Consider the following 25,124-nt stretch of genomic DNA (forward strand, 5'->3'; position numbering starts at 1 on the left):
CCGTCCGCGCACCACAGACCTGGAGATCCGCCCATGAAGATCGCCCTCGATCCCACCCCGTTCCATTCCACCCACTCCCTGCTCGAGTTCCCGCAGCTCGCCGCGGACCTGGGCTACGACCACCTGCAGCTCACGCCGCACGCCGACTTCCTGCCCTTCTTCGGCCACCCCAAGGCCGACGACCGGCTCGTCGCGGACCTGCGGGCGGCCTGCCGTGCCGCCGGGGTGCAGATCGCCTCCGTGCTGCCCGTGCTGCGCTGGTCCTCCCCGGACCCCGACGCCCGTGAGGCCGCCGTGCGGTACTGGAAGCGCGCCGTCCGGATGACGGTGGACCTCGGGGTGCAGCAGATGAACACCGAGTTCTCCGGCCGGCCCGAGCTCTCCGAGGAGTCCGAGCGCGCGTTCTACCGCTCCATGGAGGAGCTCCTGCCCCTCATCGAGGCGGAGGGCGTGCACATCGCCATCGACCCGCACCCCGACGACTTCGTGGAGCAGGGCCTGGCGGCGTGGCGGGTGATCCGGGGCGTGAACTCCCCGAACCTCGGCTTCGCCTACGTGGCCCCGCACACCTTCCACATGGAGGACGCACCCCTGGAGATCATGGCCGCGGTGGGCGACCGCCTGCGCGTGGTGCACGTGGCGGACACGATGGACCACCACCGCTCGCACGGGCTGCGCTACATCACCAACCCCCCGGGCAACGCCGCCCGGGTGCACCAGCACCTGAAGATCGGCGACGGCGACGTCGACTGGGACGAGTTCTTCGGCGGCCTCGCCGCCAACGGCTTCCTCGACCGGGCGGACTCCGTGATGGTCTCCTCGGTCTTCGCCGAGGACGAGAGCGCGATGGAGGTCTCCCGCTACCAGCTGGAGCAGATGACCGAGCGCGCCGAGGCGGCCCGGAAGGCCGCCGCCGGCACCCCGCAGCACACCGAGCAGAGGACGGAGGCCCACGCGTGAGCTACGACGTCGTGACCCTGGGACGCATCAGCGTCGACATCTACCCCGACGACATCGGCGTCGGACTCGAGGACGTGACCACGTTCCGCAAGTACCTCGGCGGATCGCCGTCGAACGTGGCGGTCGCCGCAGCCCGCCACGGCGAGTCCACCGCGGTGATCACCCGCACCGGCGACGACCCGTTCGCCACCTTCCTGCACCGCGAGCTCACCCGCTACGGCGTGGACGACCGGTTCGTGAGCGCCGTGCCGGGGCTGCAGACCCCCGCCACGTTCTGCGCGATCCGCCCGCCCGAGGACTTCCCGCTGTACTTCTACGGACGCTTCCCCACGGCCCCGGACCTGCAGATCCGGCCCGAGGAGATCGACACCGAGGTCGTGGCCGACACGCGGATCCTGTGGTCCACCGTCACGGGCCTGTGCCAGGAGCCGTCCCGGGCGGCCCACTTCGCCGCCCACGAGGCCCGTCCCCGCGAGCAGCTGCGGGCCGACCAGCACACGATCCTGGACCTCGACTACCGGCCCATGTTCTGGGAGTCCGAGGAGGACGCCCGCGCGCAGGTCCACGAGCTGCTCGGCCACGTGACCATCGCCATCGGCAACGACAAGGAGTGCGCGGTGGCCGTGGGGGAGGGCACCCCCGACGAGCAGGCCGACCGGCTGCTGGAGGCCGGCGTGCGGATCGCCGTCGTCAAGCTCGGCCCCGAGGGGGTCATGGCCAAGACCCGCGACGAGCGCGTGGTCTCGGCCCCCGTCCCGGTGGAGACCGTCAACGGCCTCGGCGCCGGCGACTCCTTCGGCGGGGCCTTCTGCCACGGCATCAACCAGGGCTGGAGCCTCGAGCAGGTCCTCGACTACGCCAACGCCTCAGGCGCGATCGTGGCCTCGAAGATCTCCTGCTCCGACGCCATGCCCACCCCCGCCGAGGTCTTCCAGCTGCTGCGCGAGCGCGGCCGCGCCGTACCCGAAGGAGCCACCCGATGACCACGACCACCCCCCTCGAGCTCGACACGGCGGACCCCCGCCGCTACGAGCACCTGACCCGGGTCCGGCTGGAGGACCCGCGCGCCGTCCAGCGCGCCGCCGACTCCCGCCGTCGTCACCCCGGACCCGTGCACGGGCGGCAGAACTTCGTCGTCGCCGCCGACCACGCGGCCCGCGGCGCCCTGCGGGTGCGCGGCGAGGCCGACGCCATGGCCGACCGGCGCAGCCTGCTCGACCGGCTGCAGATCGCCCTGGCGGACCCCCAGGTGGACGGCGTGCTCGCCTCCCCGGACGTGCTGGACGACCTGCTGCTGCTGGGGGCGCTCGAGGGCAAGCTCGTCTTCGGCTCCATGAACCGCGGCGGACTGCCGGGCCTCGTCAACGAGATCGACGACCGCTTCACGGGGCACACCGCCGAGGCCCTGGACCGGATCGGCGCCGACGGCGGCAAGATGCTCACCCGCATCTGCTTCGAGGACCCGCACACCACCTCCGTCCTGGAGAACACCGCCAGGGCGGTGGACTCCCTCGCCGCCCTCGGCCTCATCGCGATGGTGGAGCCGTTCATCTCCCGGATCACCGGCACCGGCATCGTCAACGACCTCTCGGCCGACGCCGTGATCCAGTCCGTGGCGATCGCCCAGGGGCTCGGGGGAACCTCCGCGCACACGTGGATGAAGCTGCCCGTGGTCGAGGACATGGAGCGCGTCATGGCGGCCACCACCCTGCCCACGGTCCTGCTGGGCGGCGACCCGAGCGGCCGGCCCGACGAGGTCTTTGCGACCTGGGAGGCCGCCCTCGCGCTGCCCGGCGTCCAGGGCCTGACCGTCGGCCGCACCCTCCTCTATCCCGAGGACGGCGACGTCGCCGGCGCCGTGGCCACCGCCGCGTCCCTGCTTAAGGGGCACACCGTCGAGGAAGGAGCCGCCCGATGAGCACCCGCACCCTCTCCGTCTCCCAGGCGCTCGTGGAGTTCCTGGCCAACCAGTGGACCGTCGACCGGATCGGTGCCGAGGAGTACCGGCAGCGCACGATCCCGGGCATGTTCGGCATCTTCGGGCACGGCAACGTGGCCGGGGTGGGCCAGGCCCTGAAGCAGTACCAGGCCCAGGACCCCGCCCTGATGCCCTACTACCAGGGCCGCAACGAGCAGGCCCAGGTGCACCAGGCCGTCGGCTACGCCCGGCACACCCGGCGCCGGGCCACCTTCGCGGTGTCCACCTCGATCGGCCCCGGCGCCACCAACATGGTGACCGGCGCCGCCCTGGCCACCACGAACCGGCTGCCCGCGCTGCTGTTCCCCTCGGACCAGTTCGCCTCCCGGCGCCCGGACCCGGTTCTCCAGCAGCTCGAGCGCCCCGACGCCAACGACATCACCGTCAACGACGTCTTCCGGCCGGTGTCCCGCTACTTCGACCGCGTCTGGCGGCCGGAGCAGCTCTTCTCGGCGCTGCTCAACGGCATGCGGGTGCTCACGGACCCGGCCGAGACCGGCGCCGTGACGATCGCGCTCCCGCAGGACGTGCAGGCCGAGCCGCTGGAGGTGCCCGAGGAGTTCCTCGCCCCCCGGGAGTGGCGGATCCGCCGGCCGGCGCCCGAGGAGGAGGACGTCCGCGCGGCCGTCGCGGCGATCCGTGCGGCCGAGCGGCCCGTGGTCATCGCCGGCGGCGGGGTGCACTACTCCTTCGCCACCGAGGCGCTGGCCGAGTTCGCCGAGACCACCGGGATCCCCGTGACCTACACCCAGGCGGGCGTGGGGGTCATGGACTGGGACCACCCGCTGTGCCTCGGGGCCGTCGGCTCCACCGGCTCCACGGCCTCCAACGCCGTGGTCGCCGACGCCGACCTGGTGATCGGCATCGGCACCCGGTACGAGGACTTCACCACCGCATCCCGCACCGCGTTCCAGCACCCGGACGTGCGCTTCGTCAACATCAACGTCGCGGCGTTCGACGCCTACAAGCAGGGCACCGCCGTGCCGGTCGTCGCCGACGCCCGCAAGACGCTCGTCGCGCTGACGCAGGCGCTGGGCGGGTACCGGGTCGGTGCGGACCTCGCGGCGACCGTCGAAGCCGAGAAGCAGCGCTGGGACGCGACCGTGGACGCGGCGTTCTCCGAGCGGCACCTGCCGCTGCCCAGCCAGAACGAGATCATCGGGGCCGTCAACGAGGCCATGGACGACCGGGACGTCGTCGTGTGCGCGGCGGGCTCGCTGCCCGGTGACCTGCACAAGATGTGGCGGGTCAAGGACGCCTTCGGCTACCACGTCGAGTACGCGTTCTCCTGCATGGGCTACGAGATCGCCGGCGGGCTCGGGGTCAAGCGGGCCGCCGTGGCCGAGGCCCAGCGGGCCGGGACGCCGCAGGACGCGCGCGACGTCGTCGTCATGGTCGGGGACGGCTCCTACTTGATGATGCACACCGAGCTCGTCACGGCCGTGGCCGAGGGGCTCAAGCTCGTGGTGGTGCTGATCCAGAACCACGGCTACGCCTCGATCGGCGCGCTCTCGGAGCAGCTGGGGTCCCAGCGCTTCGGCACGAAGTACCGCTACCTCGACGGGCAGCGGCACAGCTTCGACGACGGCTCGACGCTGCCGATCGACCTCGCCACGAACGCCGAGTCCCTCGGCGTGCGCGTGCTGCGGGTCGAGCCCGGCGAGGGCGTGATCGACCGGCTGCAGCGGTGCGTGGCCGAGGCCAAGGCCGTGCCCGAGGGCTCCGGTCCCGTGCTCGTGCACGTGGAGTCGGACCCGCTGATCGACGCGCCCAGCTCCGAGTCCTGGTGGGACGTGCCCGTCACGGGCACCGCCACCCTCGAGTCCACGAACGAGGCCTACGAGGTCTACCAGCAGCACAAGGCCCGGCAGCGTCCGCTGCTGGGGAACTGAAGGAGGAGTCCCATGACCCAGCAGATCGACAGGACCGACCAGCAGATCCAGCACGTCGAGCACTTCATCGCCGGGGCCCGCACGCCCGGCACCGGTGACCGCACCCAGGAGATCTACAACCCCGCCACCGGGCAGGTGTCCGGCATCCTGCACCTGGCCACCGACGAGGACCTGCAGACCACGGTGGCCGCGGCCCGGGCGGCCGCCGACTCGTGGGGCGACGTGTCCCTGGCCAAGCGCACCGCCGTGCTGTTCAAGTTCCGCGAGCTCGTGGCCGCCCACACCGACGACCTCGCCGCCCTGATCACCGCCGAGCACGGCAAGGTGCTCTCCGACGCCAAGGGCGAGGTGGGCCGCGGCCTCGAGGTCGTCGAGTTCGCCTGCGGGATCGCCGAGCAGCTCAAGGGGGAGTACTCCGACCAGTTCTCCACCGGCATCGACGTCTACTCCTTCCGCCAGCCCCTCGGCGTGGTCGCGGGCATCACCCCGTTCAACTTCCCCGTCATGGTGCCGCTGTGGATGGCCCCGGTGGCGATCGCCACCGGCAACGCCTTCATCCTCAAGCCTTCCGAGCGGGACCCCTCCCCGGCCCTGCTGATCGCCGAGCTGTGGCAGCGGGCCGGACTGCCGGACGGGGTGTTCCAGGTGCTGCACGGCGGCAAGGAAGCCGTGGACGGGCTGCTGACCCACCCGGACGTGGACGGCATCTCGTTCGTGGGCTCCACCCCGATCGCCCAGTACGTGCACGAGACCGCGACCAAGCACGGCAAGCGCGTCCAGGCCCTCGGCGGGGCGAAGAACCACGCGATCGTGCTGCCGGACGCCGACATGGACTCCGCGGCCGACAACCTCACCGCGGCCGCCTTCGGCTCCGCCGGGGAGCGCTGCATGGCCGTGTCCGTGGCCGTGGCCGTCGGCGAGGCCGCGGACCTGCTCGTGGACAAGCTCGCCGCCCGCGCCAAGGACATCACCGTGGGCAACGGCATGGACGCCTCCTCCGACATGGGCCCCGTCATCACCCCCGCGTCCCGGGACCGCGTGCGCCGGATCGTCACCGCCGCCGAGCAGGACGGCGCCGCCGTCGTCGTGGACGGCCGCGACCTGATCGTGAAGGACCACGAGGACGGCTTCTTCGTGGGCCCCACCGTCCTGGACAGGGTCCGGAAGGACATGGCCGCCTACGAGGAGGAGATCTTCGGGCCCGTCCTCGTGGTGCTGCGCGTGGACACCCTGGACGAGGGCATCGAGGTCATCAACGCCAACCCGTACGGCAACGGCACCGCGATCTTCACCTCCTCCGGCGCCTACGCCCGCCAGTTCAAGCGGCAGGTGACCGTGGGCATGATCGGCGTCAACGTCCCGATCCCCGTGCCCGTCGCCTGGCACTCCTTCGGCGGCTGGAAGGCCTCGCTGTTCGGCGACCACCACATCTACGGGCCCGACGGCGTGCGCTTCTACACCCGCGGCAAGGCCGTCACCGAGCGGTGGCCCGAGCCGCACCACGCCTCGGGGGCGTCCTTCGCCTTCCCGTCCTCGTCCGACCACTGACCCGCACGCCACCCCGCTCCCGCCGGTCCCCGGACCGGCGGGAGCGCCCCGCACATCCCGCCCCGCAGGGGCGGCGGAAGGAGAACACCATGAACACCCCGCTGCGCGTAGCCGTCGTCGGAGCCGGCCGCATGGGCGCCGACCACATCGAGCGCATCCACCGCCGGATCAACGGCGCCGAGATCGCCGCCGTCGTCGACATCGACCGGGCCCGGGCCGAGGCCGCCATCGCCCACATCCCCGGCGCGGTGGCCCACACCGACTTCCAGGAGGTGCTCGACCGGGACGACATCGACGCCGCCCTCATCGCCACTCCCGGGTTCCTGCACGAGCAGGTGCTGCTGTCCGCGATCGAGCACGGGCTGCCCACGCTGTGCGAGAAGCCGCTGACCCCGGACGCGGAGTCCTCCTGGCGCGTGGTCGAGGCCGAGGTCGCCGCCGGCCGGCAGCTGATCCAGGTCGGCTTCATGCGCCGCTTCGACGCGGGCTATCTCGCCCTGCGCCGGATGATCGAGGAGCAGACCTACGGGGAGCTGCTGACCCTGCACCACCAGCACCGCAACCCGACCACCCCGCCCGGGTTCACCAACGAGATGATCATCAACGACTCCGTGGTGCACGAGTTCGACGCCGTGCGCTTCTTCACCGGGGAGGAGATCACCTCGGTCCAGGTCCGGATCGGGCGCTCCACCCGCAACGCCCCGGAGGGCCAGAAGGACCCGCAGCTGGTGCTCATGGAGACCGAGTCCGGGATCCTCGCCCAGGTCGAGGCCTACGTCAACGCGCAGTTCGGCTACCAGGTCGCCACGCAGGCGTCCTTCGAGACCGGCGTGGTGGGCATCGGCGGCGACACCGAACCCTACGTCCGCACGGCCGGCACCTGGGGCGGCAGCGTCACCCCGGGCTTCGAGGAGCGCTTCGTCGAGGCCTACGACCGCGAGATCCAGGCGTGGGTCGACGCCGCCGCGCGCGGGCAGATCGGCGGGCCCTCCGCATGGGACGGCTACGCCACGGCCGCGTGCTGCGAGGCCGGCGTCCGGGCGCAGGCCAGCGGGGAGATCGTGCCCGTGCGGATGCAGCCGAAGCCGGAGCTCTACAGCACGGCACCGGTGGCCGCCCGCGCCTGAGTGGCAGCGGGGGCCGGCGTCAGGGCGCGGCGGGGCGAGGGCCCCGCCGCGCCCTGACCCGTTTCCCCGGCGCGGCGGCGGGGCGCTCGCGGGGCCCCGCCGTCACCCGGTCGCGCGGGGTGCCGCCGTGGAGCCGCGGACGACCAGCTCCGGCTCGAGCAGGACCGCCGCCCCCGTGTCCGGGCCCCCGCCGATCCGGGCCACCAGCCGCTCGGCGGCCACCGCGCCGATCTCCGCGTTGCGGCTGTCGACGGTGGTCAGCCGCAGGAGATGGGTGGAGGCGATGGGGGAGTCGTCGTAGCCGACCACCGAGAGCTCATGCGGCACGCGCAGCCCGCGCTCACCGGCCGCCGCGAGCGCCCCCATGGCCATGGTGTCGTTGGCGGCGAAGACCGCCGTGGTCTCCGGAGCGGCGTCGAGCAGGCGCACCGCGGCGGCGTAGCCGTCCTCCTCCGTGGTGGCACCGTGCCCGGCGACGGTGCGGGGCTCGAGGCCGGCCGCGGCCATCGCCGCCGCGAAGCCCTCCGCCCGCAGCCGGGCCGCTCCGCCGCCGCCCGTGAGGTGGCCGATGCCGCGGTGGCCGAGGCCGATCAGGTGCTCCGTCGCCAGGCGCGCGCCGAGCCGGTCGTCGTTGGCGACGACCTCGGCACCCGGCACCACGCCCTCCCGGTGGCCGGCCACCACGACGGGCAGTCCCTCGGGCACGCGCATGGCCCCGGTCGGCTCGGTGGCGATCACCAGCCCGTCGACGCGCATCGACAGGAAGCCGTCCAGCGGGTGCGCCTCCACGTGCGCGTTGAGCGTGTGGTCGGCGACCGCGATCCGCAGTCCGTGCGGCGCCAGGCCCTCCTGCAGACCGCGCAGCAGCTCCACGAACCACAGGTTCCGCCAGTCGTCGATGACCACCCCGATGGTGCGCGTCGTCGCCCCGGCCAGCGCCGCGGCGGCCTGGCTGGGGCGGTAGCCCAGCCGCTCCACCGCCTCCAGGACGGCGGTCCGCCGGGCCTCGGAGACGCTGGGGGAGCCGCGCAGGACGAGGGACACCAAGGACTTGGAGACGCCCGCGCTCCGGGCGACGTCGTAGATGGTGGGCGGTCGAGTGTTCACCACAGCATTGTCCCCGATCGCTCTCCCGAATTTGTCCTGACAAATCTCTTGACCCGGTCCGCAGAAGATCCTACGCTCGTTGGAGCGCTCCAATCGTGACCGGTGCCACAGGGCCCGGAGCGACGGCCGCTCTTCGTGCGTGTTCGTCCCCTTTCCCGAACCGTCCCCGTCCCGTCCCCAGTCCAGGAGAGAAACATGACCGACAGCATCGGCATCGCCGTCATCGGCGCCGGCATGGCAGGCCAGGCCCACGCGGCCGCCTACCGCGTGGCCCCCACGCTCTACGACCCCGTCCTGCCCCCGCTGCGCTACGTCGCCATCGGCGACGTCAACGAGACCCTCGGTGGCCACGTGGCCCGCCGCTACGGCTATGAGAAGGCCGTCGGCTCCTGGGAGGCGGTCGCGGAGGACCCGGAGATCGACGTGGTCAGCGTCGTCATCGCGAACCGCTTCCACCGCCGGGCGGTCGAGGGCCTGCTGGAGGCGGGCAAGCACGTGCTGTGCGAGAAGCCGCTCAGCGACACCCTCGAGGACGCCCGCGCCATGGCCGCCGCCGCCGAGCAGGCGGAGTCCGTCGCCCGGATCGGCTTCACCTTCCGGCGCACCCCCGGCATCGCCGCGATCCGCGACCTGATCCAGGACGGCACCCTGGGCAAGGTCCTGCACTTCAGCGGCCGGTACTGGACCGACTACGGGTTCAACCCCAAGGCCCCGATGAGCTGGCGCTACAAGGGCGGCCCCGGCTCCGGTGCGCTGGCCGATGTCGGCAGCCACCTGGCCTACGTCGCGGAATTCCTCTGCGGCGACATCGCCTCCGTGTCCGGCGGACGCCTGGCCACCACCATCACCGAACGCCCCCTGCCCCTGGGCGCGGTGACCGGCCACCACCTGGTGGAGGTCAGCGACGTCCACGAGCCGGTCGAGAACGACGACTACGCCGCCTACTCCGCGGAGTTCGCCTCCGGCGCCGGCAGCCTCGAGGTCTCCCGGGTGGCGGCCGGGCACCCCAACACGCTGACCTTCGAGGTGTTCTGCGAGAAGGGTGCGGCCCGGTTCAACCAGCTGCGCCCGGCCGAGATCGAGCTGTTCCTCCGCGAGGGGCCCGAGGCCACCAACGGCTACCGCACCGTCAACCTCGGCCCCGGCCACCCCTACCTGTCGCAGGGACTGGCCATGGACGCCCCCGGCGTCGGCTTCGGCCAGAACGACGCCTTCGGCTACCAGGCCCGCGCCTTCCTCGAGGAGGTCGCAGGTCTCGACGAGTCCGTTTCACTGCCGCGCAACGCCTCCTTCGCGGACGGCGTGCACAACATGGAGATCCTGCAGGCGGCCGTGGAGTCGGCCACCCATCACGGAAAGAAGGTCGTCCTGTGAAGCTCGGTGTCTACAACGCGATCCTGCACGACCGCCCGCTCCCGGAGGCGCTGAAGGTCGTCGCCGATCTCGGCCTGACCGGCATCGAGATCAACACCGGCGGATTCCTCCCGGCCGTCCACGTCCCGGACATGGACCAGATCCTGGAGAGCGACGCCGCCCGCGACGACTACCTGGCCGTCTTCGAGGGCACCGGCGTCTCGATCGCCGGCCTCAACTGCAACGGCAACCCGCTGCACCCCAAGCGTGCCATCGGGGAGAAGCACGCCGAGGACATCCGCCGCTCCATCCGGCTGGCCGAGCGGCTGGGCCAGACCCGGGTGGTCACCATGTCCGGGCTGCCCGGCGGGGAGCCCGGGGCCACCGTGCCCAACTGGGTCGTCAACGCCTGGAACTCCGCCTCCCTGGACGTGCTGGACTACCAGTGGGGTCTCGTCGCCGATTTCTGGCGGGAGACCGACCGGATGGCCGCCGACCACGGCGTGAAGGTGGCCCTGGAGCTGCACCCGCAGAACGTCGTCTTCAACACCGCCGACGTCCGCAAGCTCATCGAGCTGACCGGGGCCACCCACGTGGGGGTGGAGCTCGACGCCTCGCACCTGTTCTGGCAGCAGATGGACCCGGTCGCCGTGGTCCGCGAGCTCGGCTCGCTGATCCTCCACGCGGCCGCGAAGGACGTGCGGATCAACCAGGACAACGCCGCGCTCTACGGTGTGCTGGACAACAGCTTCCGCCGCCTCTCCGCCGAGGAGGACCGCACCAACCTCGGCGGGGACGAGTGGGCCAACGAGTGGCCGAAGGACTCCGCGTGGGACTTCGTGGCACTGGGCCGCGGCCACGACACCGCCTACTGGGCCGAGTTCCTCACCGCGCTGCACGAGGTCGACCCGGACATGGCCGTCAACATCGAGCACGAGGACGTCTCCCTGGGCCGGATCGAGGGCCTCGAGATCGCCGCCGGCGTCCTGAAGGGCGCCGCCGCGTCCGTCGGCGCCCTGCGCTGACACCGTCCACGGACGACGACAGGGCCCCCTCCGGGTGGAGGGGGCCCTGTCGCGCACCTGGGCCGGTGGAGCGGGGGCTCAGAACTCCTCGTACTCCTCGGGGTCCTGGCCCCAGATGCGACCCTGCTCCAACCTGTCGACGGCGGCCATCTGCTCGGGACTGAGCTCGAAATCCAGTTCCCGGTTGACGCGGCGTCGCTCCGGGTTCGCGGAGGTGCGGATCGGGACGACCCCCTGCTGGACGTGCCAGCGCAGCACGACCTGACCGGTCTCGACGCCGTGGGCGCGGGCGATCTCCTCCAGCGCCGGTTCGGCCAGCAGGGCCCCGCCCCGCCCGAGCGGGCTCCAGCTCTGTGTGAGGATGCCGTGCTCGGCGTGGAACTGTCGCTGCGGGCGCTGTCCGAAATAGGGGTGCATCTCGATCTGGTTCACCACCGGAGTCACCCCGGTGGCCTCCTAGCTCAGGGCGGTGTCCAGCAGCCGGTAGCCCAGGTCCAGGGCGTGCTCGGTGACTGCGGCGGAGTCCGCCTCTTCGTGCGGGAAGGTGCCGAAGCCGAGGGCCGGCAGGGTCGTGGCGTCGCTGAGCAGGCGTTCGGGAAGAGCGGTCATGGTGTCCTCTTTCCTGAAGGGGTGCGGGGTGGCGCCGGGACGGTGGTGGCGTGCCCGCTGACGTGCTCGGCCACCGAGGGTGGGAGCCGCAGCGCACTGACCAGGGGCAGCAGGAGCAGGGTTGCCATGACGGCGAAGGCCGCCCGGTACGGGAGCAGGTCTCCGGCCTCGGGGAGAATTCCGGCAGCGGCCGAGGCCAGCTGCAGGACGAGGGCTCCCACGGCGATCCCCAGCCCGGTGGCCAGTTGCGCGCTGGTGGCGGACAGGGTGTTCGCCGAAGAGATCTGCGCCGGTTCCACGTCGGCGAACTGCAGGGAGTTGTAGGCGGTGAATCCGATCGAGCGCAGCGCCCCGCTGGCCAGCAGCAGCAGGGTGACGAGCCACAGGAGCGTGCCCGGAGCCAGGAGCAGGAACGTCGCGATGCAGACCGCACCGCCGGACACGGAGGCGATGAGGACGGTGCGGAACCCGAACCGGCGCAGCAGCGGGGTGGTGGCCGGCTTGACGCCCACGTTGCCGAGGAACACGGCGGTGACGAGCAGACCGGACTCCACGGGCGACCGGCCGAATCCGTCCTGGAGCAGCAGCGGCAGCAGGAACGGGACCGAGCTGACGACCGCCCGGTAGACGAAGCCGCCCGAGTTCGCCGCCCGGTAGCCGGCGATCCGGTAGACCCGCAGGTCCAGCAGGGGGTTCGCGGCGCGCAGCAGCCAGCGCACGGCGATGGCTCCGCTGAGGGCCGCGACGCACAGCAGCCCGACCGCGGCGCCGGCCCATCCGGCGTGCGGGACGAGCTGCAGACCGGCGACCAGGCCGAACACGGCGACCGTGCACCACAGCAGCCCCGGCACGTCGAGGGACCGGCGTTCGGTCTCCGTGTCGCGGACGAGCCGCAGCGCCGCGACGAGGGCCGCCGCGCCCACCGGGACGTTGATCAGGAAGATCCAGTGCCAGCTCGCCCAGGAGGTCAGCAGCCCGCCCACGAGCGGGGCCAGCACGGGCGCGAGCAGCGCCGGCCACGTGATCCATGCGATGGCCCGCAGCAGATCGCGCCGGTCCGTGGCGCGCAGGACGATGAGCTGCCCGACCGGGACCATCATGGCCCCGCCGAGGCCCTGAAGGACCCGCGCCGCCACCAGTGCCGGGAGGCTGCTGCCGGCAGCGCACAGGAGGGAGGCGAGCGTGAAGACGACAATGGATGCGCAGAACACCCACCGGGGCCCGAATCGGCCGGCGAGCCAGCCGCCCACGGGGATGAACGTGGCCACCGTGACGAGGTAGACGGTCATCGCGAGGCCGATCTCGGCGCTGCCGACGCCGAGATCGGCCGCGATGCTCGGCGCCGCGGTGACGAGGATCGTGCCGTCGAGGTGCTCCATGAACAGCACGGTGGACACGAGCAGCGCGAGCCGGCGGCTCCATGTGCGGGCGGTCCCGTCGTCCGGGGGACGAGTCCGGGTGCGGTCGCCCGGACGGATCGGCACGGAACCGGTCAGCGGCCGAAGGGCAGCCGGGGGTCGACGGCCGACTCGTCCCAGGTCCGGCGGATCCAGCCGTGGTGGGGGTCGTCGCTGATCAGCCACTCCCGCACCCGGCCCGGCCCGGCCATGACGTTGAGGTAGTACAGGTCGTAGCCGGGGGTCGCCATGGCGGGCCCGTGCCAGCCGTAGGGCACCAGGACGACGTCGCCGGAGCGCACCTCGGCGCTGACGTCGATGGGGCGGTCGTCCGAGGCGTAGACCCGCTGGTAGCCCATCGGGTCGGTGCCGCCGGACTCCGGGGCGGGCATGCCCTCGGCGAGCTGCGTCTCGAAGTAGTAGATCTCCTCCAGGGCGGTCTCCCCGTCCTTCTCCTCGTCGTGCTTGTGCGGCGGGTAGGAGGACCAGTTGCCGGCCGGGGTGAGCACCTCGCACACGATGAACCGGTCGGCCTCCAGCGCGGCGGGCGTGCCGAAGTTGTGCACCTGGCGCGAGCAGTTCCCCGCCCCGCGCAGCTCCACCGGGATCTCCTCGCGGGTCACGAGCCGCGTCGGGTGCTCCGCGCGGGCGGGCGCCGAGGCCACGGCCACCCGGCCGCCGGTGGCGGTGGACACGGTCAGGTCCCGGCGGATCCCGGTGTAGAGGACGTCGGTGGGGCCGGCGAAGACCGACGGCCGGCCGGCGAGGTCGTAGCTCTCACCATTCGTCTCGGCGGTGAAGCTCCCCGCCAGGGGCACCACGATTCGCTCCTCCTCGGCGGCGTCCAGGCGGATCCGTCCGCCCGGGCAGAGGTCGGCCACGCGCAGGCCCGTGTGGGCCCAGCCGGGGACCTCGGCGGCGGAGTCGTGGCCGCCCAGGGAGACGAACCAGCCGTCCTGGGCGGCGGAGTCCTTGGGGTGGACCCATTCGGGGCGGGGGCTGTCGGTGTGCATGGGTCGGTGTGCCTTCCGGTGTCGTCGTCGTGCGGTGGTCTCGGGCCGCGGCGGTGGTCCGGCGCTCAGCGCTGGACGAGGGTCAGCTCGAAGGTGTACTTGTCGGCCCGGTACACGTGCCGGCCGGTCTCCACCTGCCGGCCGAGGTCGTCCATGGCGGTGCGGTGCATGCTGACCAGCGCGGCGCCGGGCTCGACGCCCAGCTGCTCCGCCTGGAACGCGTCGGCCGAGACGGCGCCCACCCGCTGGTGGGCCAGCTGGAAGTTGACGCCCTGGCCGCGCATCAGGGAGTACAGCCCTTCCTGCTCGAGCTGCTCGCGCGTGAGCTCGCACAGCGCGCAGGGGATCCAGTTCTCCATGAGGGCCAGCGGCTCGCCGTCCGTGCCGCGCAGGCGCACGAGGTGGTAGACCTCGTCGCCCGGCGCGATGCCCAGCAGCAGCGCCACCTCGTCGTCGGCAGGGATCCGCGCGAAGTCCAGCACGTCCGTGCTGGGACTGCCCCCGCTGCGCTGGAGGTCCTCGTGCAGGCTGGTCAGCTCGAGCGAGCGGCGCACCTGGCTGCCCACCACCTGGGTGCCCACACCGCGCTTGCGCACCAGCAGCCCGGCGCGCACGAGCTGGTCCATGGCCTTGCGCATGGTGGGCCGGGACAGGTTGAGCCGGTTGGCGAGGTCGATCTCGTTGTCCAGCTTGGTTCCCGGGGGCAGCTCACCGCTGCGGATCGCGTCCTCGAGCCCCTGCGCCACCTGGTGGTAGAGGGGCACGGGGGAGGTCTTGTCGACCGTGAGACGGAGTGGGCAGGACATGGTGGACCTCCAAGGAGTGGAACCGAGCGGGCGGGACCGCCGACTTCCTCCATTGTGAAGGGCGAGATGTGAATATGTCCATACATTCTATTGACATCTGTGATCCGGGTCACCCAGGATGATCCCCAAGCGGACGGCCGAGGCGGCGCCCGGAGGCGCGAGGCCCCGCATCGACACGAGGAGAACATCCCATGACTGCACGACGTCCTTCCCCCGAGAACCTGCGGCCCAGGGCACCCCGGCGTCTCCTGGCGGCCGCCGCCCTGCTGGTCCCCGCCATGGCGCTCGCCGGCTGCTCGTCCGAGGGCGGCCGGGAGACCACCGCCGCGGGCGAGGGCGGCGGCGGCCAGGCGGCCCAGACCGAGCAGATCAAGATCGCCATGATCACGCACGCCGCCCCGGGCGACACGTTCTGGGACCGGATCCGCGCGGGCGCCGAGGAGGCCTCGGCGAAGGACAACGTGGAGTTCCTCTACGCCTCCGATCCCGAGGGCGGGCGCCAGGCCCAGCTCGTGCAGCAGTACATCGACCAGGGCGTCGACGGGATCGCCGTGACCCTGGCCAAGCCCGACGCCCTGCGGGACGTGCTGGCCCAGGCCGAGGAGGCCGGCATCCCGGTGGTGACCCTCAACGCCGGCGAGAACGAGTTCGAGGACCTCGGCGCGTTCGCGCACTTCGGGTCCGACGAGCAGCTGGCCGGGCAGACGGCGGGGGAGCGGCTCAAGGAGGAGGGCCTGCAGCACCCGATCTGCGTGATCCAGGAGCAGGGCCACGTGGGCCTCGAGGCCCGGTGCGCCGGCGTCAAGGAGGCGCTGCCGGAGACGGAGATCCTCTACGTGCAGGGCACGGACATGACCCAGGTGTCCTCGACCGCCACGGCCAAGCTGCAGGCCTCGACGGAGGCCGACTCGATCATCGGGCTCGGCGCGCCCTACACGATGACCCTGCTCGAGGCGAAGGAGTCGGCCGGCAGCGACGCGACCGTCGCGTCCTTCGACATGAACGGCGACCTCGCCCAGGCCGTCGTCGACGGCGACGTGCTGTTCACCATCGACCAGCAGCCGTGGCTGCAGGGCTACCTGTCCGTGGACTCCCTGTGGCAGAACCACCGGGGCGCCTTCAAGATCGGCGGCGGCCAGGCGACGCTCACGGGTCCCGCCGTCGTGGACTCGTCGAACGCCGAGGACGTCCTCGAGTACGCGAACGAGGGCATCCGCTGAGCGGGCCCGGGAACCAGGAGCAGAAGACCATGACCTCCACCCGTACACCGGCCGCCGCACCGGCGCCGGACCGCGGCTCCTCCGGAGCCCCCTCCACGCCCACCGCCGCGGCTCCGGCCGACGAGCGCATCCAGACCAAGGGCCTGCTGGGCACCTTCCTGGCCCGCCCCGAGATCGGGGCGCTGGTCGGGGCGATCGTGGTGGCGCTGTTCTTCGCCGTCGCCGCCCCCTCGATCACCCAGGCCCAGTCCATCTCCACCGTGCTGTACGGGGCCTCGACCATCGGGATCATGGTGGTGGGGGTGTCCCTGCTGATGATCGGCGGGGAGTTCGACCTCTCCACCGGGGTGGCCGTGATCACCTCCGCGCTGGCCGCCTCGATGTTCAGCTGGTTCTTCGCCGTCAACGTCTGGGTCGGGGTGGGCATCGCCCTGCTGACCTCGCTGGCGATCGGGCTGATCAACGGCTGGCTGCTGATGCGCACCAAGCTGCCCTCCTTCATCGTGACCCTGTCGACGTTCCTCATGCTCACCGGGCTCAACCTGGCTCTGACCCGGCTGATCGGCGGCTCGGTCTCCTCGCCCTCGATCAGCACCATGGACGGCTTCGACTCCGCCAAGGCGATCTTCGCCTCCTCGGTGACCATCGCCGGGGTGAACGTGCGGATCACGGTGTTCTACTGGATCGCCCTGGTGGCGGTCGCCACGTTCATCCTGCTCAAGACGAGGATCGGCAACTGGATCTTCGCGGTGGGCGGGGACGAGAACGCCGCCCGCGCCGTGGGCGTGCCGGTGGCGAAGACCAAGATCGGTCTGTTCATGGGCGTGGGCCTGTGCGGCTGGCTGCTGGGCATGCACAACCTCTTCGCCTTCGACTCCGTTCAGTCCGGGGAGGGCGTGGGCAACGAGTTCCTCTACATCATCGGCGCGGTGATCGGCGGGTGCCTGCTCACCGGCGGCTTCGGCTCCGCGATCGGCGGCGCTCTGGGCGCGCTGATCTTCGGCATCGCCTCCCGCGGCATCGTCTACGCCGAGTGGAACCCGGACTGGTTCAAGTTCTTCCTGGGCCTGATGCTGCTGCTGGCCACCATCGTGAACATGTACGTGCGCAAGCGCGTCGAGAGGAAGTAGGTGACCACCGTGTCGACGCAGAACACGCCCACGGGCACCACCACCGACACCGCCGCGCCCCTGGTGGAGCTCGCGGACGTCGGCAAGCGCTACGGCAACATCATCGCCCTGCGCGAGGTCACCATGACCGTCGACGCCGGGAAGGTCACCTGCGTGCTCGGCGACAACGGGGCCGGCAAGTCCACCCTGATCAAGATCATCGCCGGACTGCACCAGCACACCGACGGGACCCTGCGGGTCGGCGGGGAGGAGACCACCTTCACCTCGCCCCGGCAGGCCCTCGACGCCGGGATCGCCACCGTGTACCAGGACCTCGCCGTGGTCCCGCTGATGCCGGTGTGGCGCAACTTCTTCCTGGGCTCCGAGCTCACCACCGGGTTCGGGCCGTTCAAGCGCCTGGACGTGGCGAGGATGAAGGAGACCACCAAGCAGGAGCTCGCCGACATGGGCATCGACCTGCGCGACGTGGACCAGCCCATCGGCACCCTCTCGGGTGGGGAGCGCCAGTGCGTGGCCATCGCCCGCGCGGTGCACTTCGGGGCGAAGGTGCTGATCCTGGACGAGCCCACCGCGGCCCTGGGCGTGAAGCAGTCCGGGGTGGTGCTGCGCTACATCCTCCAGGCCAAGGAACGCGGCCTGGGCGTGGTGTTCATCACCCACAACCCGCACCACGCCTACCCCGTGGGGGACCGGTTCCTGCTGCTCAAGCGCGGGCGGTCCATCGGCTACTACGAGAAGAAGGACATCCTGCTCGGGGACCTCACCGCCCAGATGGCCGGCGGCGCCGAGCTGGAGGAGCTCACCCACGAGCTCGAGCAGCTCGGCGGGCACACCTCGCAGATGCAGCAGGTCCAGGCCGACATGGCCGAGTCTCAGGCCCGCCCCCGCGCCTGACCGGACCCCGGCCCCGCGCCCCCGGAGAACTCCGGGCGCGGGGTCGGTCCCACCGCACCCCTCCCCGTCGAAAGGACTCCCCGCCATGACCGTCCGGATCGGACTGATCGGCGCCGGCCGCATCGGCGCCATGCACGCCGCCCACCTCGCCGCCCTGCGCGGTCCCGGGGGTGAGCCGGCGGTGCGGCTGAGCATCGTGGACGCCGTGCCCGAGCAGGCGGCCGCCGTGGCCGGCCGGACGGGGGCGGTGCCGCAGCCCACGGTCGAGTCGCTGCTCGAGGACGGGGTGGACGGCCTCGTCGTGGCGACCGGCACGGCCACGCACCCGGAGCTGATCCGGACGGGTCTGGCCGCGGGGCTGCCGGTCTTCTGCGAGAAGCCGGTGGCGCTGTCCGTGGCGGAGGCGCTGCCCCTGCTCGACGAGATCGAGCGCGTGCAGGGCGTGGTCCAGATCGGTCACCAGCGCCGCTTCGACCCCGGCTACGTCCGGGCCCGGGAGCTGTACGCCGCGGGCGAGCTGGGCTGGCTGCACACCGTGCGCGCGATGACCGGTGACATGACCCCGCCGCCGGTCGAGTTCCTCGCGACCTCGGGCGGGCTGTTCCGGGACTGCTCCGTGCACGACGTCGACGTCCTCCGCTGGATCACCGGCCGCGAGGTCGTCGAGGTGTACGCCCGCGGGTCCAACCGCGGGGACCCCCGGATCGGCGAGGTGGGCGATGTCGACACCGCGCTGGCCGTGCTCACCCTCGACGACGGCACGGTGGCCACCGTGGCCGCGACCCGCTACAACGGCGCGGGCCACGACGTGCGGCTCGAGCTGCAGGGCTCGAAGGGCTCGGTGGCCGTGGGGATGGACGAGCACATGGCGATGCGCTCGGCCGAGCCCGGGGTCGGGTTCCCGGCCGGGCCCCCGCACACCACGTTCCACGAGCGCTTCGCCGAGGCCTACCGCCGCGAGATGGCGGCCTTCGTGCGGGTGGTGCGCGGGGAGATCGCCAGCCCCTGCACGGCCCGCGACGCCGTGGCCGCCTCCCGGGTGGCCGACGCCGCGCAGCACTCGCTCGAGACGGGCGCCCCGGTCCGGGTGGAGCCTCTCGGGGCGTCCGACGGCTCGGCGCCGCCGGTCCGCCGGCCCGCCCGCGCATGAGCGCGCCCGGCCGCCCCGGGGCGCGGGGGCCGGGTCAGACCAGGACGATGGTGCGGTTGCCGGAGAGCACCACGCGGCCCTCGGCGTGCCACTTCACGGCGCGGGACAGCGCCTGCATCTCGGCGTCGCGGCCCACCGCCACGAGGTCCGCCGGGGTGTGGGCGTGGTCCACGGGCATGACGCGCTGGGCGATGATCGGGCCCTCGTCGAGGTCCGCCGTCACGTAGTGGGCGGTGGCCCCCACCATCTTCACGCCCCGGGCGTAGGCCTGGTGGTAGGGCTTGGCGCCCTTGAACGAGGGCAGGAAGGAGTGGTGGATGTTGATGCACTTCCCCGACAGCTCCCGCGTCAGCTCGTCGGAGAGCACCTGCATGTAGCGGGCCAGCACGACCAGCTCGACGTCGTAGCGGTCCACGAGCTCGAGCAGCCGGCCCTCGGCCTGCGGCTTGGTCGCTGCCGTGACGGGGATGTGGTGGAAGGGGACCTCGTGCCACTCCACGAGGCTCTTGTGGTCGAGGTGGTTGGAGACCACGGCCACGATCTCGATGGGCAGCTCGCCGATCCTGGTGCGGTGCAGCAGGTCCGTGAGGCAGTGGGAGAAGCGGGACACCATGACGAGCACCCGGGTCCGGCGCTGCACGGAGACCAGCCGGAACCGCATGTCGTGCTGCTCCGCGACCGGGGCGAAGCCCTCGGTCAGGGACTCCACGGTGGCGGTGCCGGCCTCGCTGACGGTGTGGCAGCGGATGAAGAACTCGTCGGTGAAACGGTCCGAGAAGTGCTTCACGTCGAAGATGTCGCAGCCCTGCTGCGTCAGGTTGGACGTGATGGCGCTCACGAGCCCGTGGGCCTCGGGGCAGTGGACGGTCAGGACGTGTTCGACGGTCCCCTGGGCGGGCATGGGCGGGCTCCTCGGCGCTGATGACGGGTGCGCCGCGCGGTCCGGTCTCGACGACGGCGGGCGCGGCCCTACGATACTAGCCCCAGCGGGCAGGGCGCCGGGACGGCGTGCGGAGCGGGACGACCGGGGCGGAGGTGGTGCGGTGTAGACCGATGGCCGCGGGAACGGGCGGTAGGAGTCCGCCCGGCGCGGGGAGAGATGCGCCTCCCATGGAGGACCCGCGGCCATCGGCAGGCGTTGAACGCCTCAACAGAGGAGAGCCGTGGGCTGAGCGGCTTTCAGAACACGGATGCCGCAGACGGTGCACCCCCCAGTGCGTCCGAATCGGTCCGATCCGTGCAATTTCCCCCATTGCTGTGGTTCTCACCACGATCGCAACCTTATCCGACGCGGTGCCGCGTCCGCACCCGGTTTCCGCGGGGAATTCGCGGGGCGGGCCCTGAGCCGCCGGCCGCCCCCGGAACGTGGGCCCGTCGGCGGGGCGCGGGGGCGGCGGAATCGGCAGGGAATCCGCTCCGACCAGGGGTTTCGCGGACGGCTGCGGAGCCGGGGGCTCCACCGGCCGCCCGGGATGTCCCCTCAAGTGAGGACAGCCTCGGTTTGCCTTCGTGACGACCGGTCAGGCGACGCTCGTGTTGAAGAGCAGGCCGAGGAGATACGTGGCCAGGGCGGCGCCGTAGCCGATGGCCAGCTGGCGCAGCCCGCGCTTCCAGGGTGAGGCCCCGGAGAGCAGCCCGACCAGGCCGCCCGTCACCAGCAGGGCGAGCCCCACGAGGACGAGGGCCACGAGCATCGCGGGGACCCCGGTGAGGCCCGCCAGGTACGGCAGGATCGGGATGATCGCGCCGGAGGCGAAGAAGCAGAAGCTCGACGCCGCGGCCCCCAGGTCGGTGCCGAGGGCCACGGTGGAGTGCGGCGCCGGCTCGTCCTCGACGGTGTCGCGGAACGACCGGGAGGGATCGCAGTCGCACTCGAAGAAGCCCAGCCGCTCCGCCGCACGGTGCTCGGCGGCCTCCTCGCTCATGCCCCTCGCCCGGTAGATCAGCACGAGCTCGTTGGCGTCCAGGTCCAGGTTCGGCGCCACGTGCAGCGTCACCTGGGTCGGCTGGGAGGCGTCGAGCAGCTCGCGCTGCGAGCGCACGGACACGAACTCCCCGGCCCCCATGGACAGCGCTCCCGCGAGCAGGCCGGCGATGCCCGCGAAGAGCACCATCCCGGGGGAGGTGCCGGTGGCGCCCACGCCCATGACCAGCGCGAGGTTGGACACGAGGCCGTCGTTGGCGCCGAAGACCGCTGCCCGGAAGTTGCCGGAGAGCTTGTGCCGGCCCTCGGTGGCGAGGGCGCGGATGATCTCCTCGTGCACCGCCTCGTCGGCCGCCATGGCGTCGGACGCGTCCTCCTCCCGGTCGTAGGGGGAGCGGCTCTCGGCGCGCTGGATCAGGGCCAGGACGAAGACGGAGCCGAAGTGCGTGGCGAGGAAGATCAGCAGCCGGGAGTACAGGGACGGCCGGGCCTCGGCCTCCGCGTGGGGGCCGAGCAGCCGGACCCAGTGCTCGGCGTGGCGCTGCTCGGCCTCGGCGACCTGGTGCAGGATCTCCTGCTCCCGGCCGGTGCTGCGGGCGGCGAGGAGGCTGTAGATCCGCGCCTCGGCGCGCTCCTCCGCGAGGTACTTGCGCCAGCGGCGGATCTGTCCGCGCTCGGGCCGGGCCGGGCGGGCGGGGTCTCCCCGGGGCGTGGGGGCGTGGGCGTCGGGTGCGGGTGTCATGCGGCCTTCCTCGGGCCCGGCGCGGCCCGGGGCGGCACGGGGCGCGCGGGGTCCGACCGGGGTGCGGTGTCGTCCGGAAGGTCTCGTTCGCCCGCGGGCACGGGTGGGCTGCCGGGACTCCTCGTCGAGACCGGGATGGCGACAGACCGACGGGTGCACGGCACCCGGGAACTACTCCCCTTCGCTTCCCGACGAGTGTAGACCCCGGGGCGCCGGCCCCGGGATTCGGTGCGCCGAAGCCGCGCGGGAGTGCTCAGCGGGTGGCGGCCGCCGCGGGGCGGCGCAGGATCGCGTACGACCCGATGCCCGCGAGCATGCCCCAGAACGGGGAGACGATGCCGTAGGGGGCGATGCCGGAGACCGTGACCACCAGGGTGATGAGCGCCGCCTCGATGACGGCCGGCTGGTGCCGGCCGGGGTGCATGCTGTCGAAGAAGGACCCCTGCAGGGCGCCCAGCAGGGCCACCCCCGCGAGGGCCGTGATCATCCCCGGGGGGATCGCCGCGAACGCGGCGACGAGGGTGTCCGCGAACAGGCCGAAGAGGACGTAGAAGACCCCGCACGAGATGCCGGCCACGTAGCGGCGGCCGAGGTCCGGGTGGGACTCGGGGCTGGTCGCGATGCCCGCGGTGACGGCCGCGAGGTTCAGGGCGTGGCTGCCGAAGGGCGCGAAGGCGACCGACGCGACGCCCGAGGCGCCGAGCAGCAGGCGGTCGCGGGCGGCGTAGCCCGCCGTGTGCATCATGGCCAGGCCCGGGGCGTTCTGCCCGGCCGCGGTCACGATCAGCAGCGGGATGCTGATCCCGGCGATCGCCTCCCACGAGAACGTGGGCACGGTCAGCACCGGCTGGGTGAGGGACAGGTCCAGGGCCACGGGCTCGATCCGGCCGCGGACGAGAGCCGTCAGCACGCCCAGGCCCAGCGCGGCGAAGACGGCGTAGCGGGGGAAGAACCGCCGGCCCAGGAGGTAGCCGAGGACGAGGGCGCCCGCCACCCACGGGTTCTCGACGACGGCCGCCGCCACCTTGATGGCGAAGGGGAAGAGCACGCCGGCCAGGACGGCAGCGGTGATGGGCTTCGGCACGGCGGCCAGCATCCGGCCGATCAGCCCCGTCACGCCCAGGACCAGGCCCAGGACGCCCGTGACCACGTAGGCGCCCACCGCGTCGGAGAAGGAGTAGCTGCCGAGCGAGGTGATGAGCAGCGCCGCCCCCGGGATGGACCACGCCACCATGACGGGCTGGCGCGTCCACAGGCTCATGAGGGCGCACGTGACGCCGGAGCCGACCGAGACGGCCCACAGCCAGGAGGAGGTGAGCTCCGGGCTGAGCCCGCCCGCCCGGGCGGTCTCGAGGACCACGAGCACGGGCCCCGAGTAGGAGACGACGACGGCCACGAAACCCGCCAGGGCCGCCGACGCCGACCAGTCCCGCCGGAGGCCGCGGGCAGGCTGCCCGTCCTGCCGGATGGTGATCGGCACGTGGCGGCTCATGGGGTGCTCCTGGGTGGCGAGGTCGGATGACGGCGTCCGGCCGCAGGACCGGACGGCGGCGTCAGGACCGGACGGCGCCACCCGGTGGCGGAACAGCGGACCGTGCCAGCCTAGGACGCCGCTCACCCGGGGATAAATATCGATCCTGCATGATTCTTCGCCCCCGGCATATGAGTGGGCGGGCGGGGTCAGGAGTCGACGGTGTCCGGGGCCGCCGGGGTGCGCCACTGCCGGCGCTCGGGGGCGATGACCGAGGCCTCGTCGCGGGTCTCCGCGGGGAAGGAGCCCACGCCCCAGTGGAAGCGGTACGGATCGGCGCAGCCCCAGCCGAAGCGCAGGCCCTCGACGAGCTTCTGCGCCGCCTCCGGGAAGTCAAGCGGGGCCGTGGTCCACGGCTGGTCCCAGCCCGTGGGCTCGTTCCACTCGTCCTCGTGGAAGAAGGTGGCGTCCACGGGCCAGGCCGCGTGCGCGAGCTGGCCGCCCGAGAGCACGGCGCACTCCACGCCGTGCGGGCCGACCCCGGCCCACGCGACGGGCGCCTCCGACCGGTCGTCGTCGCGCTCGTACTCCACGACGAGGAAGTCGTTCCAGGGCAGCCGGGCGAGCACCGTGGCGATGAGCCGGCGCAGGTCCTCCCACACGTCCTCGCCGGCCACCGGGGCCGCCGCGTCCGGCAGGACCACGCCGATGCCGGCGCGGCCCAGCATCTCCTGGGCCTCCGGGGTGGCCAGGTCGGACCAGGTCCTCGTGTCGGCGAAGCCGTCCCCCGCGGGCTCCCCGGCCGGCTGGCGGGCGGAGGCGAAGCGCATGGCCTCCTCCCATGAGCCGAAGAAGCGGCGGACGCCGTCGAAGTAGGGGCGGCGGGTGCTGCCCGCCTCCTGCTCGACGACCCACCGGCCGTAGCGGGCGGTGGTCGGGTGGTGGCCGGTGCTGCGGCAGTGGGAGAGGAACGCCGTCACGGCGGTCGCGTACTCCTCCTCCGTGAAGACGTGCTCGAGGGCGGGCTCCGCGCCGGCCTGCAGCCCGATCCGCTCGAGCGCCACGTCCCACCGCCCGCCGCCCAGGCGCTGGGAGACGGTGCGCTCGGGAACGGGCCAGTGGTGGGCGAGCACGCACAGGAAGTCGGACTCCGTGCACAGGCCCAGCCGTGCGATCTCGTAGCTGTGCGCGCTGAGCGGGCGGCAGGAGGCCTTCTCGGCGCAGTGCTGCTGGGCGGCCCCGATCAGACCCAGGGTCCGCCGGGTGAGCGAGCCGTCGGCGTCGGACGCCGCGAGCAGCCCCGTGACGTCGCGGACCAGGGCAGTGCTCAGGTTCAGCGCCGCGTAGTCGGGGGCCGGGGCCAGGCCGAGGTGCTGGGCCATGACCAGCCACACGCCGGCGCCGACCGCGCCGTCGTTGAGGTCCGGGGCGGAGGCGTCCCGCGGGAAGCGCTCGCCCAGGTGGGCGATCGCCGCGTCCAGCAGGGCGGTCGACTCCTCGGGGAACAGCAGCTGGAAGCGCATCCGCACCTGGCCGCGGGTCATCCCGCGGTCGGCCATCGCGTGGATCAGGGAGCCATAGCGCTGCACGAAGGCTGCGAGACCCGCCACGGCATGAGGCATGGAGGATCCTCCGGTCGGATGGTCAGATGGTCGGATCGGCTCGGGGAAGGCGCCCGGGCCGAGGGGGCCGCGCCGCCGTACGACACCACGCCGCCGCACGACACCACGCACTTCCGATGCTAGTGCCTGCTCCCCGGTCGTCGCGCGTGCGGGGGA

Annotated in this window: 22 protein-coding genes; 12 read left to right on the top strand and 10 right to left on the bottom strand. The window is 72.5% G+C overall.

The window, feature by feature from the left end:
- Window positions 1–33: 33 nt before the first annotated feature.
- From E7Z53_RS13990 to E7Z53_RS14015, 6 genes are all read left to right on the top strand, one after another.
- Window positions 34–960, top strand: a complete 927-nt coding sequence (locus tag E7Z53_RS13990) for a sugar phosphate isomerase/epimerase family protein (RefSeq protein WP_176338001.1) — start codon at window positions 34–36, stop codon at window positions 958–960.
- On the top strand, window positions 957–1,943 hold the full coding sequence (gene iolC / locus E7Z53_RS13995; RefSeq protein WP_035926933.1) for a 5-dehydro-2-deoxygluconokinase: 987 nt from the start codon (window positions 957–959) through the stop codon (window positions 1,941–1,943). Before E7Z53_RS13990 ends, iolC begins: the two co-directional genes overlap by 4 nt.
- Window positions 1,940–2,878, top strand: a complete 939-nt coding sequence (locus tag E7Z53_RS14000; protein ID WP_035926938.1) for a Cgl0159 family (beta/alpha)8-fold protein — start codon at window positions 1,940–1,942, stop codon at window positions 2,876–2,878. Before iolC ends, E7Z53_RS14000 begins: the two co-directional genes overlap by 4 nt.
- Window positions 2,875–4,830 carry a 3D-(3,5/4)-trihydroxycyclohexane-1,2-dione acylhydrolase (decyclizing) gene (iolD, locus tag E7Z53_RS14005; protein ID WP_176338002.1) on the top strand — a complete coding sequence of 652 codons (1,956 nt, stop codon included), beginning with the start codon at window positions 2,875–2,877 and terminating at the stop codon, window positions 4,828–4,830. The genes E7Z53_RS14000 and iolD overlap by 4 nt, the downstream gene beginning before the upstream one ends.
- 12 nt (window positions 4,831–4,842) lie before the next feature.
- Entirely contained in the window at window positions 4,843–6,378 is a 1,536-nt protein-coding gene (locus E7Z53_RS14010; protein ID WP_176338003.1) for a CoA-acylating methylmalonate-semialdehyde dehydrogenase, read from the top strand.
- A gap of 89 nt (window positions 6,379–6,467) precedes the next feature.
- A complete protein-coding gene (locus E7Z53_RS14015) occupies window positions 6,468–7,505 on the top strand; it encodes a Gfo/Idh/MocA family protein (protein WP_017832130.1) in 1,038 nt (345 codons plus the stop codon).
- A gap of 102 nt (window positions 7,506–7,607) precedes the next feature.
- On the opposite strand, the gene E7Z53_RS14020 is transcribed toward E7Z53_RS14015, so the two are convergent.
- Window positions 7,608–8,615 (bottom strand): LacI family DNA-binding transcriptional regulator, encoded by a 1,008-nt coding sequence (locus E7Z53_RS14020; RefSeq protein ID WP_109268830.1) that lies wholly within the window; start codon window positions 8,613–8,615, stop codon window positions 7,608–7,610.
- Window positions 8,616–8,807: 192 nt separating this feature from the next.
- On the opposite strand from E7Z53_RS14020, the gene E7Z53_RS14025 reads away from it, so the two are divergent.
- Both E7Z53_RS14025 and E7Z53_RS14030 read left to right on the top strand, forming a co-directional pair.
- The gene (locus E7Z53_RS14025) at window positions 8,808–9,986 is read left to right on the top strand and encodes a Gfo/Idh/MocA family protein (RefSeq protein WP_109268829.1); all 1,179 of its coding nucleotides are present in this window, start codon (window positions 8,808–8,810) and stop codon (window positions 9,984–9,986) included.
- The gene (locus E7Z53_RS14030; protein WP_176338004.1) at window positions 9,983–10,990 is read left to right on the top strand and encodes a sugar phosphate isomerase/epimerase family protein; all 1,008 of its coding nucleotides are present in this window, start codon (window positions 9,983–9,985) and stop codon (window positions 10,988–10,990) included. Before E7Z53_RS14025 ends, E7Z53_RS14030 begins: the two co-directional genes overlap by 4 nt.
- 78 nt (window positions 10,991–11,068) lie before the next feature.
- Here E7Z53_RS14030 and E7Z53_RS20025 read toward each other — a convergent pair whose 3' ends face one another.
- The 5 genes from E7Z53_RS20025 to E7Z53_RS14050 form a co-directional block, all read right to left on the bottom strand.
- Window positions 11,069–11,434 carry an aldo/keto reductase gene (locus E7Z53_RS20025; protein ID WP_369597992.1) on the bottom strand — a complete coding sequence of 122 codons (366 nt, stop codon included), beginning with the start codon at window positions 11,432–11,434 and terminating at the stop codon, window positions 11,069–11,071.
- Between the two features lie 12 nt (window positions 11,435–11,446).
- Window positions 11,447–11,599 (bottom strand): hypothetical protein, encoded by a 153-nt coding sequence (locus tag E7Z53_RS20030; protein ID WP_217905808.1) that lies wholly within the window; start codon window positions 11,597–11,599, stop codon window positions 11,447–11,449.
- A complete protein-coding gene (locus tag E7Z53_RS14040; RefSeq protein WP_176338005.1) occupies window positions 11,596–13,083 on the bottom strand; it encodes an MFS transporter in 1,488 nt (495 codons plus the stop codon). The genes E7Z53_RS20030 and E7Z53_RS14040 overlap by 4 nt, the downstream gene beginning before the upstream one ends.
- An 8-nt stretch (window positions 13,084–13,091) precedes the next feature.
- Complete coding sequence (gene iolB / locus E7Z53_RS14045) at window positions 13,092–14,009, bottom strand: 5-deoxy-glucuronate isomerase (RefSeq protein WP_176338006.1); 918 nt, start codon at window positions 14,007–14,009, stop codon at window positions 13,092–13,094.
- 65 nt (window positions 14,010–14,074) lie between these two features.
- Complete coding sequence (locus E7Z53_RS14050; RefSeq protein ID WP_176338007.1) at window positions 14,075–14,815, bottom strand: GntR family transcriptional regulator; 741 nt, start codon at window positions 14,813–14,815, stop codon at window positions 14,075–14,077.
- A gap of 191 nt (window positions 14,816–15,006) precedes the next feature.
- Between E7Z53_RS14050 and E7Z53_RS14055 the strand changes: the two genes are divergently transcribed.
- From E7Z53_RS14055 to E7Z53_RS14070, 4 genes are all read left to right on the top strand, one after another.
- Window positions 15,007–16,035, top strand: a complete 1,029-nt coding sequence (locus tag E7Z53_RS14055) for a substrate-binding domain-containing protein (RefSeq protein WP_109268824.1) — start codon at window positions 15,007–15,009, stop codon at window positions 16,033–16,035.
- Window positions 16,036–16,064: 29 nt separating this feature from the next.
- Window positions 16,065–17,165 carry an ABC transporter permease gene (locus E7Z53_RS14060; protein ID WP_017832140.1) on the top strand — a complete coding sequence of 367 codons (1,101 nt, stop codon included), beginning with the start codon at window positions 16,065–16,067 and terminating at the stop codon, window positions 17,163–17,165.
- Window positions 17,166–17,174: 9 nt separating this feature from the next.
- Window positions 17,175–18,059, top strand: coding sequence for an ATP-binding cassette domain-containing protein (locus E7Z53_RS14065; RefSeq protein WP_370658532.1), 885 nt, complete (start codon window positions 17,175–17,177; stop codon window positions 18,057–18,059).
- An 85-nt stretch (window positions 18,060–18,144) separates the two neighbouring features.
- On the top strand, window positions 18,145–19,209 hold the full coding sequence (locus E7Z53_RS14070; protein WP_017832142.1) for a Gfo/Idh/MocA family protein: 1,065 nt from the start codon (window positions 18,145–18,147) through the stop codon (window positions 19,207–19,209).
- Window positions 19,210–19,243: 34 nt separating this feature from the next.
- On the opposite strand, the gene purU is transcribed toward E7Z53_RS14070, so the two are convergent.
- The 4 genes from purU to E7Z53_RS14090 all read right to left on the bottom strand — a co-directional run bounded on the left by purU (window position 19,244) and on the right by E7Z53_RS14090 (window position 24,968).
- Window positions 19,244–20,110, bottom strand: a complete 867-nt coding sequence (purU, locus tag E7Z53_RS14075) for a formyltetrahydrofolate deformylase (RefSeq protein ID WP_017832143.1) — start codon at window positions 20,108–20,110, stop codon at window positions 19,244–19,246.
- Between the two features lie 619 nt (window positions 20,111–20,729).
- Window positions 20,730–21,875, bottom strand: coding sequence for a VIT1/CCC1 transporter family protein (locus tag E7Z53_RS14080; protein ID WP_035926957.1), 1,146 nt, complete (start codon window positions 21,873–21,875; stop codon window positions 20,730–20,732).
- 253 nt (window positions 21,876–22,128) lie between these two features.
- Complete coding sequence (locus tag E7Z53_RS14085) at window positions 22,129–23,367, bottom strand: benzoate/H(+) symporter BenE family transporter (protein ID WP_176338008.1); 1,239 nt, start codon at window positions 23,365–23,367, stop codon at window positions 22,129–22,131.
- 188 nt (window positions 23,368–23,555) lie between these two features.
- Window positions 23,556–24,968, bottom strand: a complete 1,413-nt coding sequence (locus E7Z53_RS14090) for a TY-Chap domain-containing protein (RefSeq protein ID WP_035926964.1) — start codon at window positions 24,966–24,968, stop codon at window positions 23,556–23,558.
- Window positions 24,969–25,124: the final 156 nt, after the last annotated feature.

Source organism: Kocuria salina (assembly GCF_013368965.1).
In the GTDB taxonomy this organism is placed as follows: domain Bacteria; phylum Actinomycetota; class Actinomycetes; order Actinomycetales; family Micrococcaceae; genus Kocuria; species Kocuria rosea.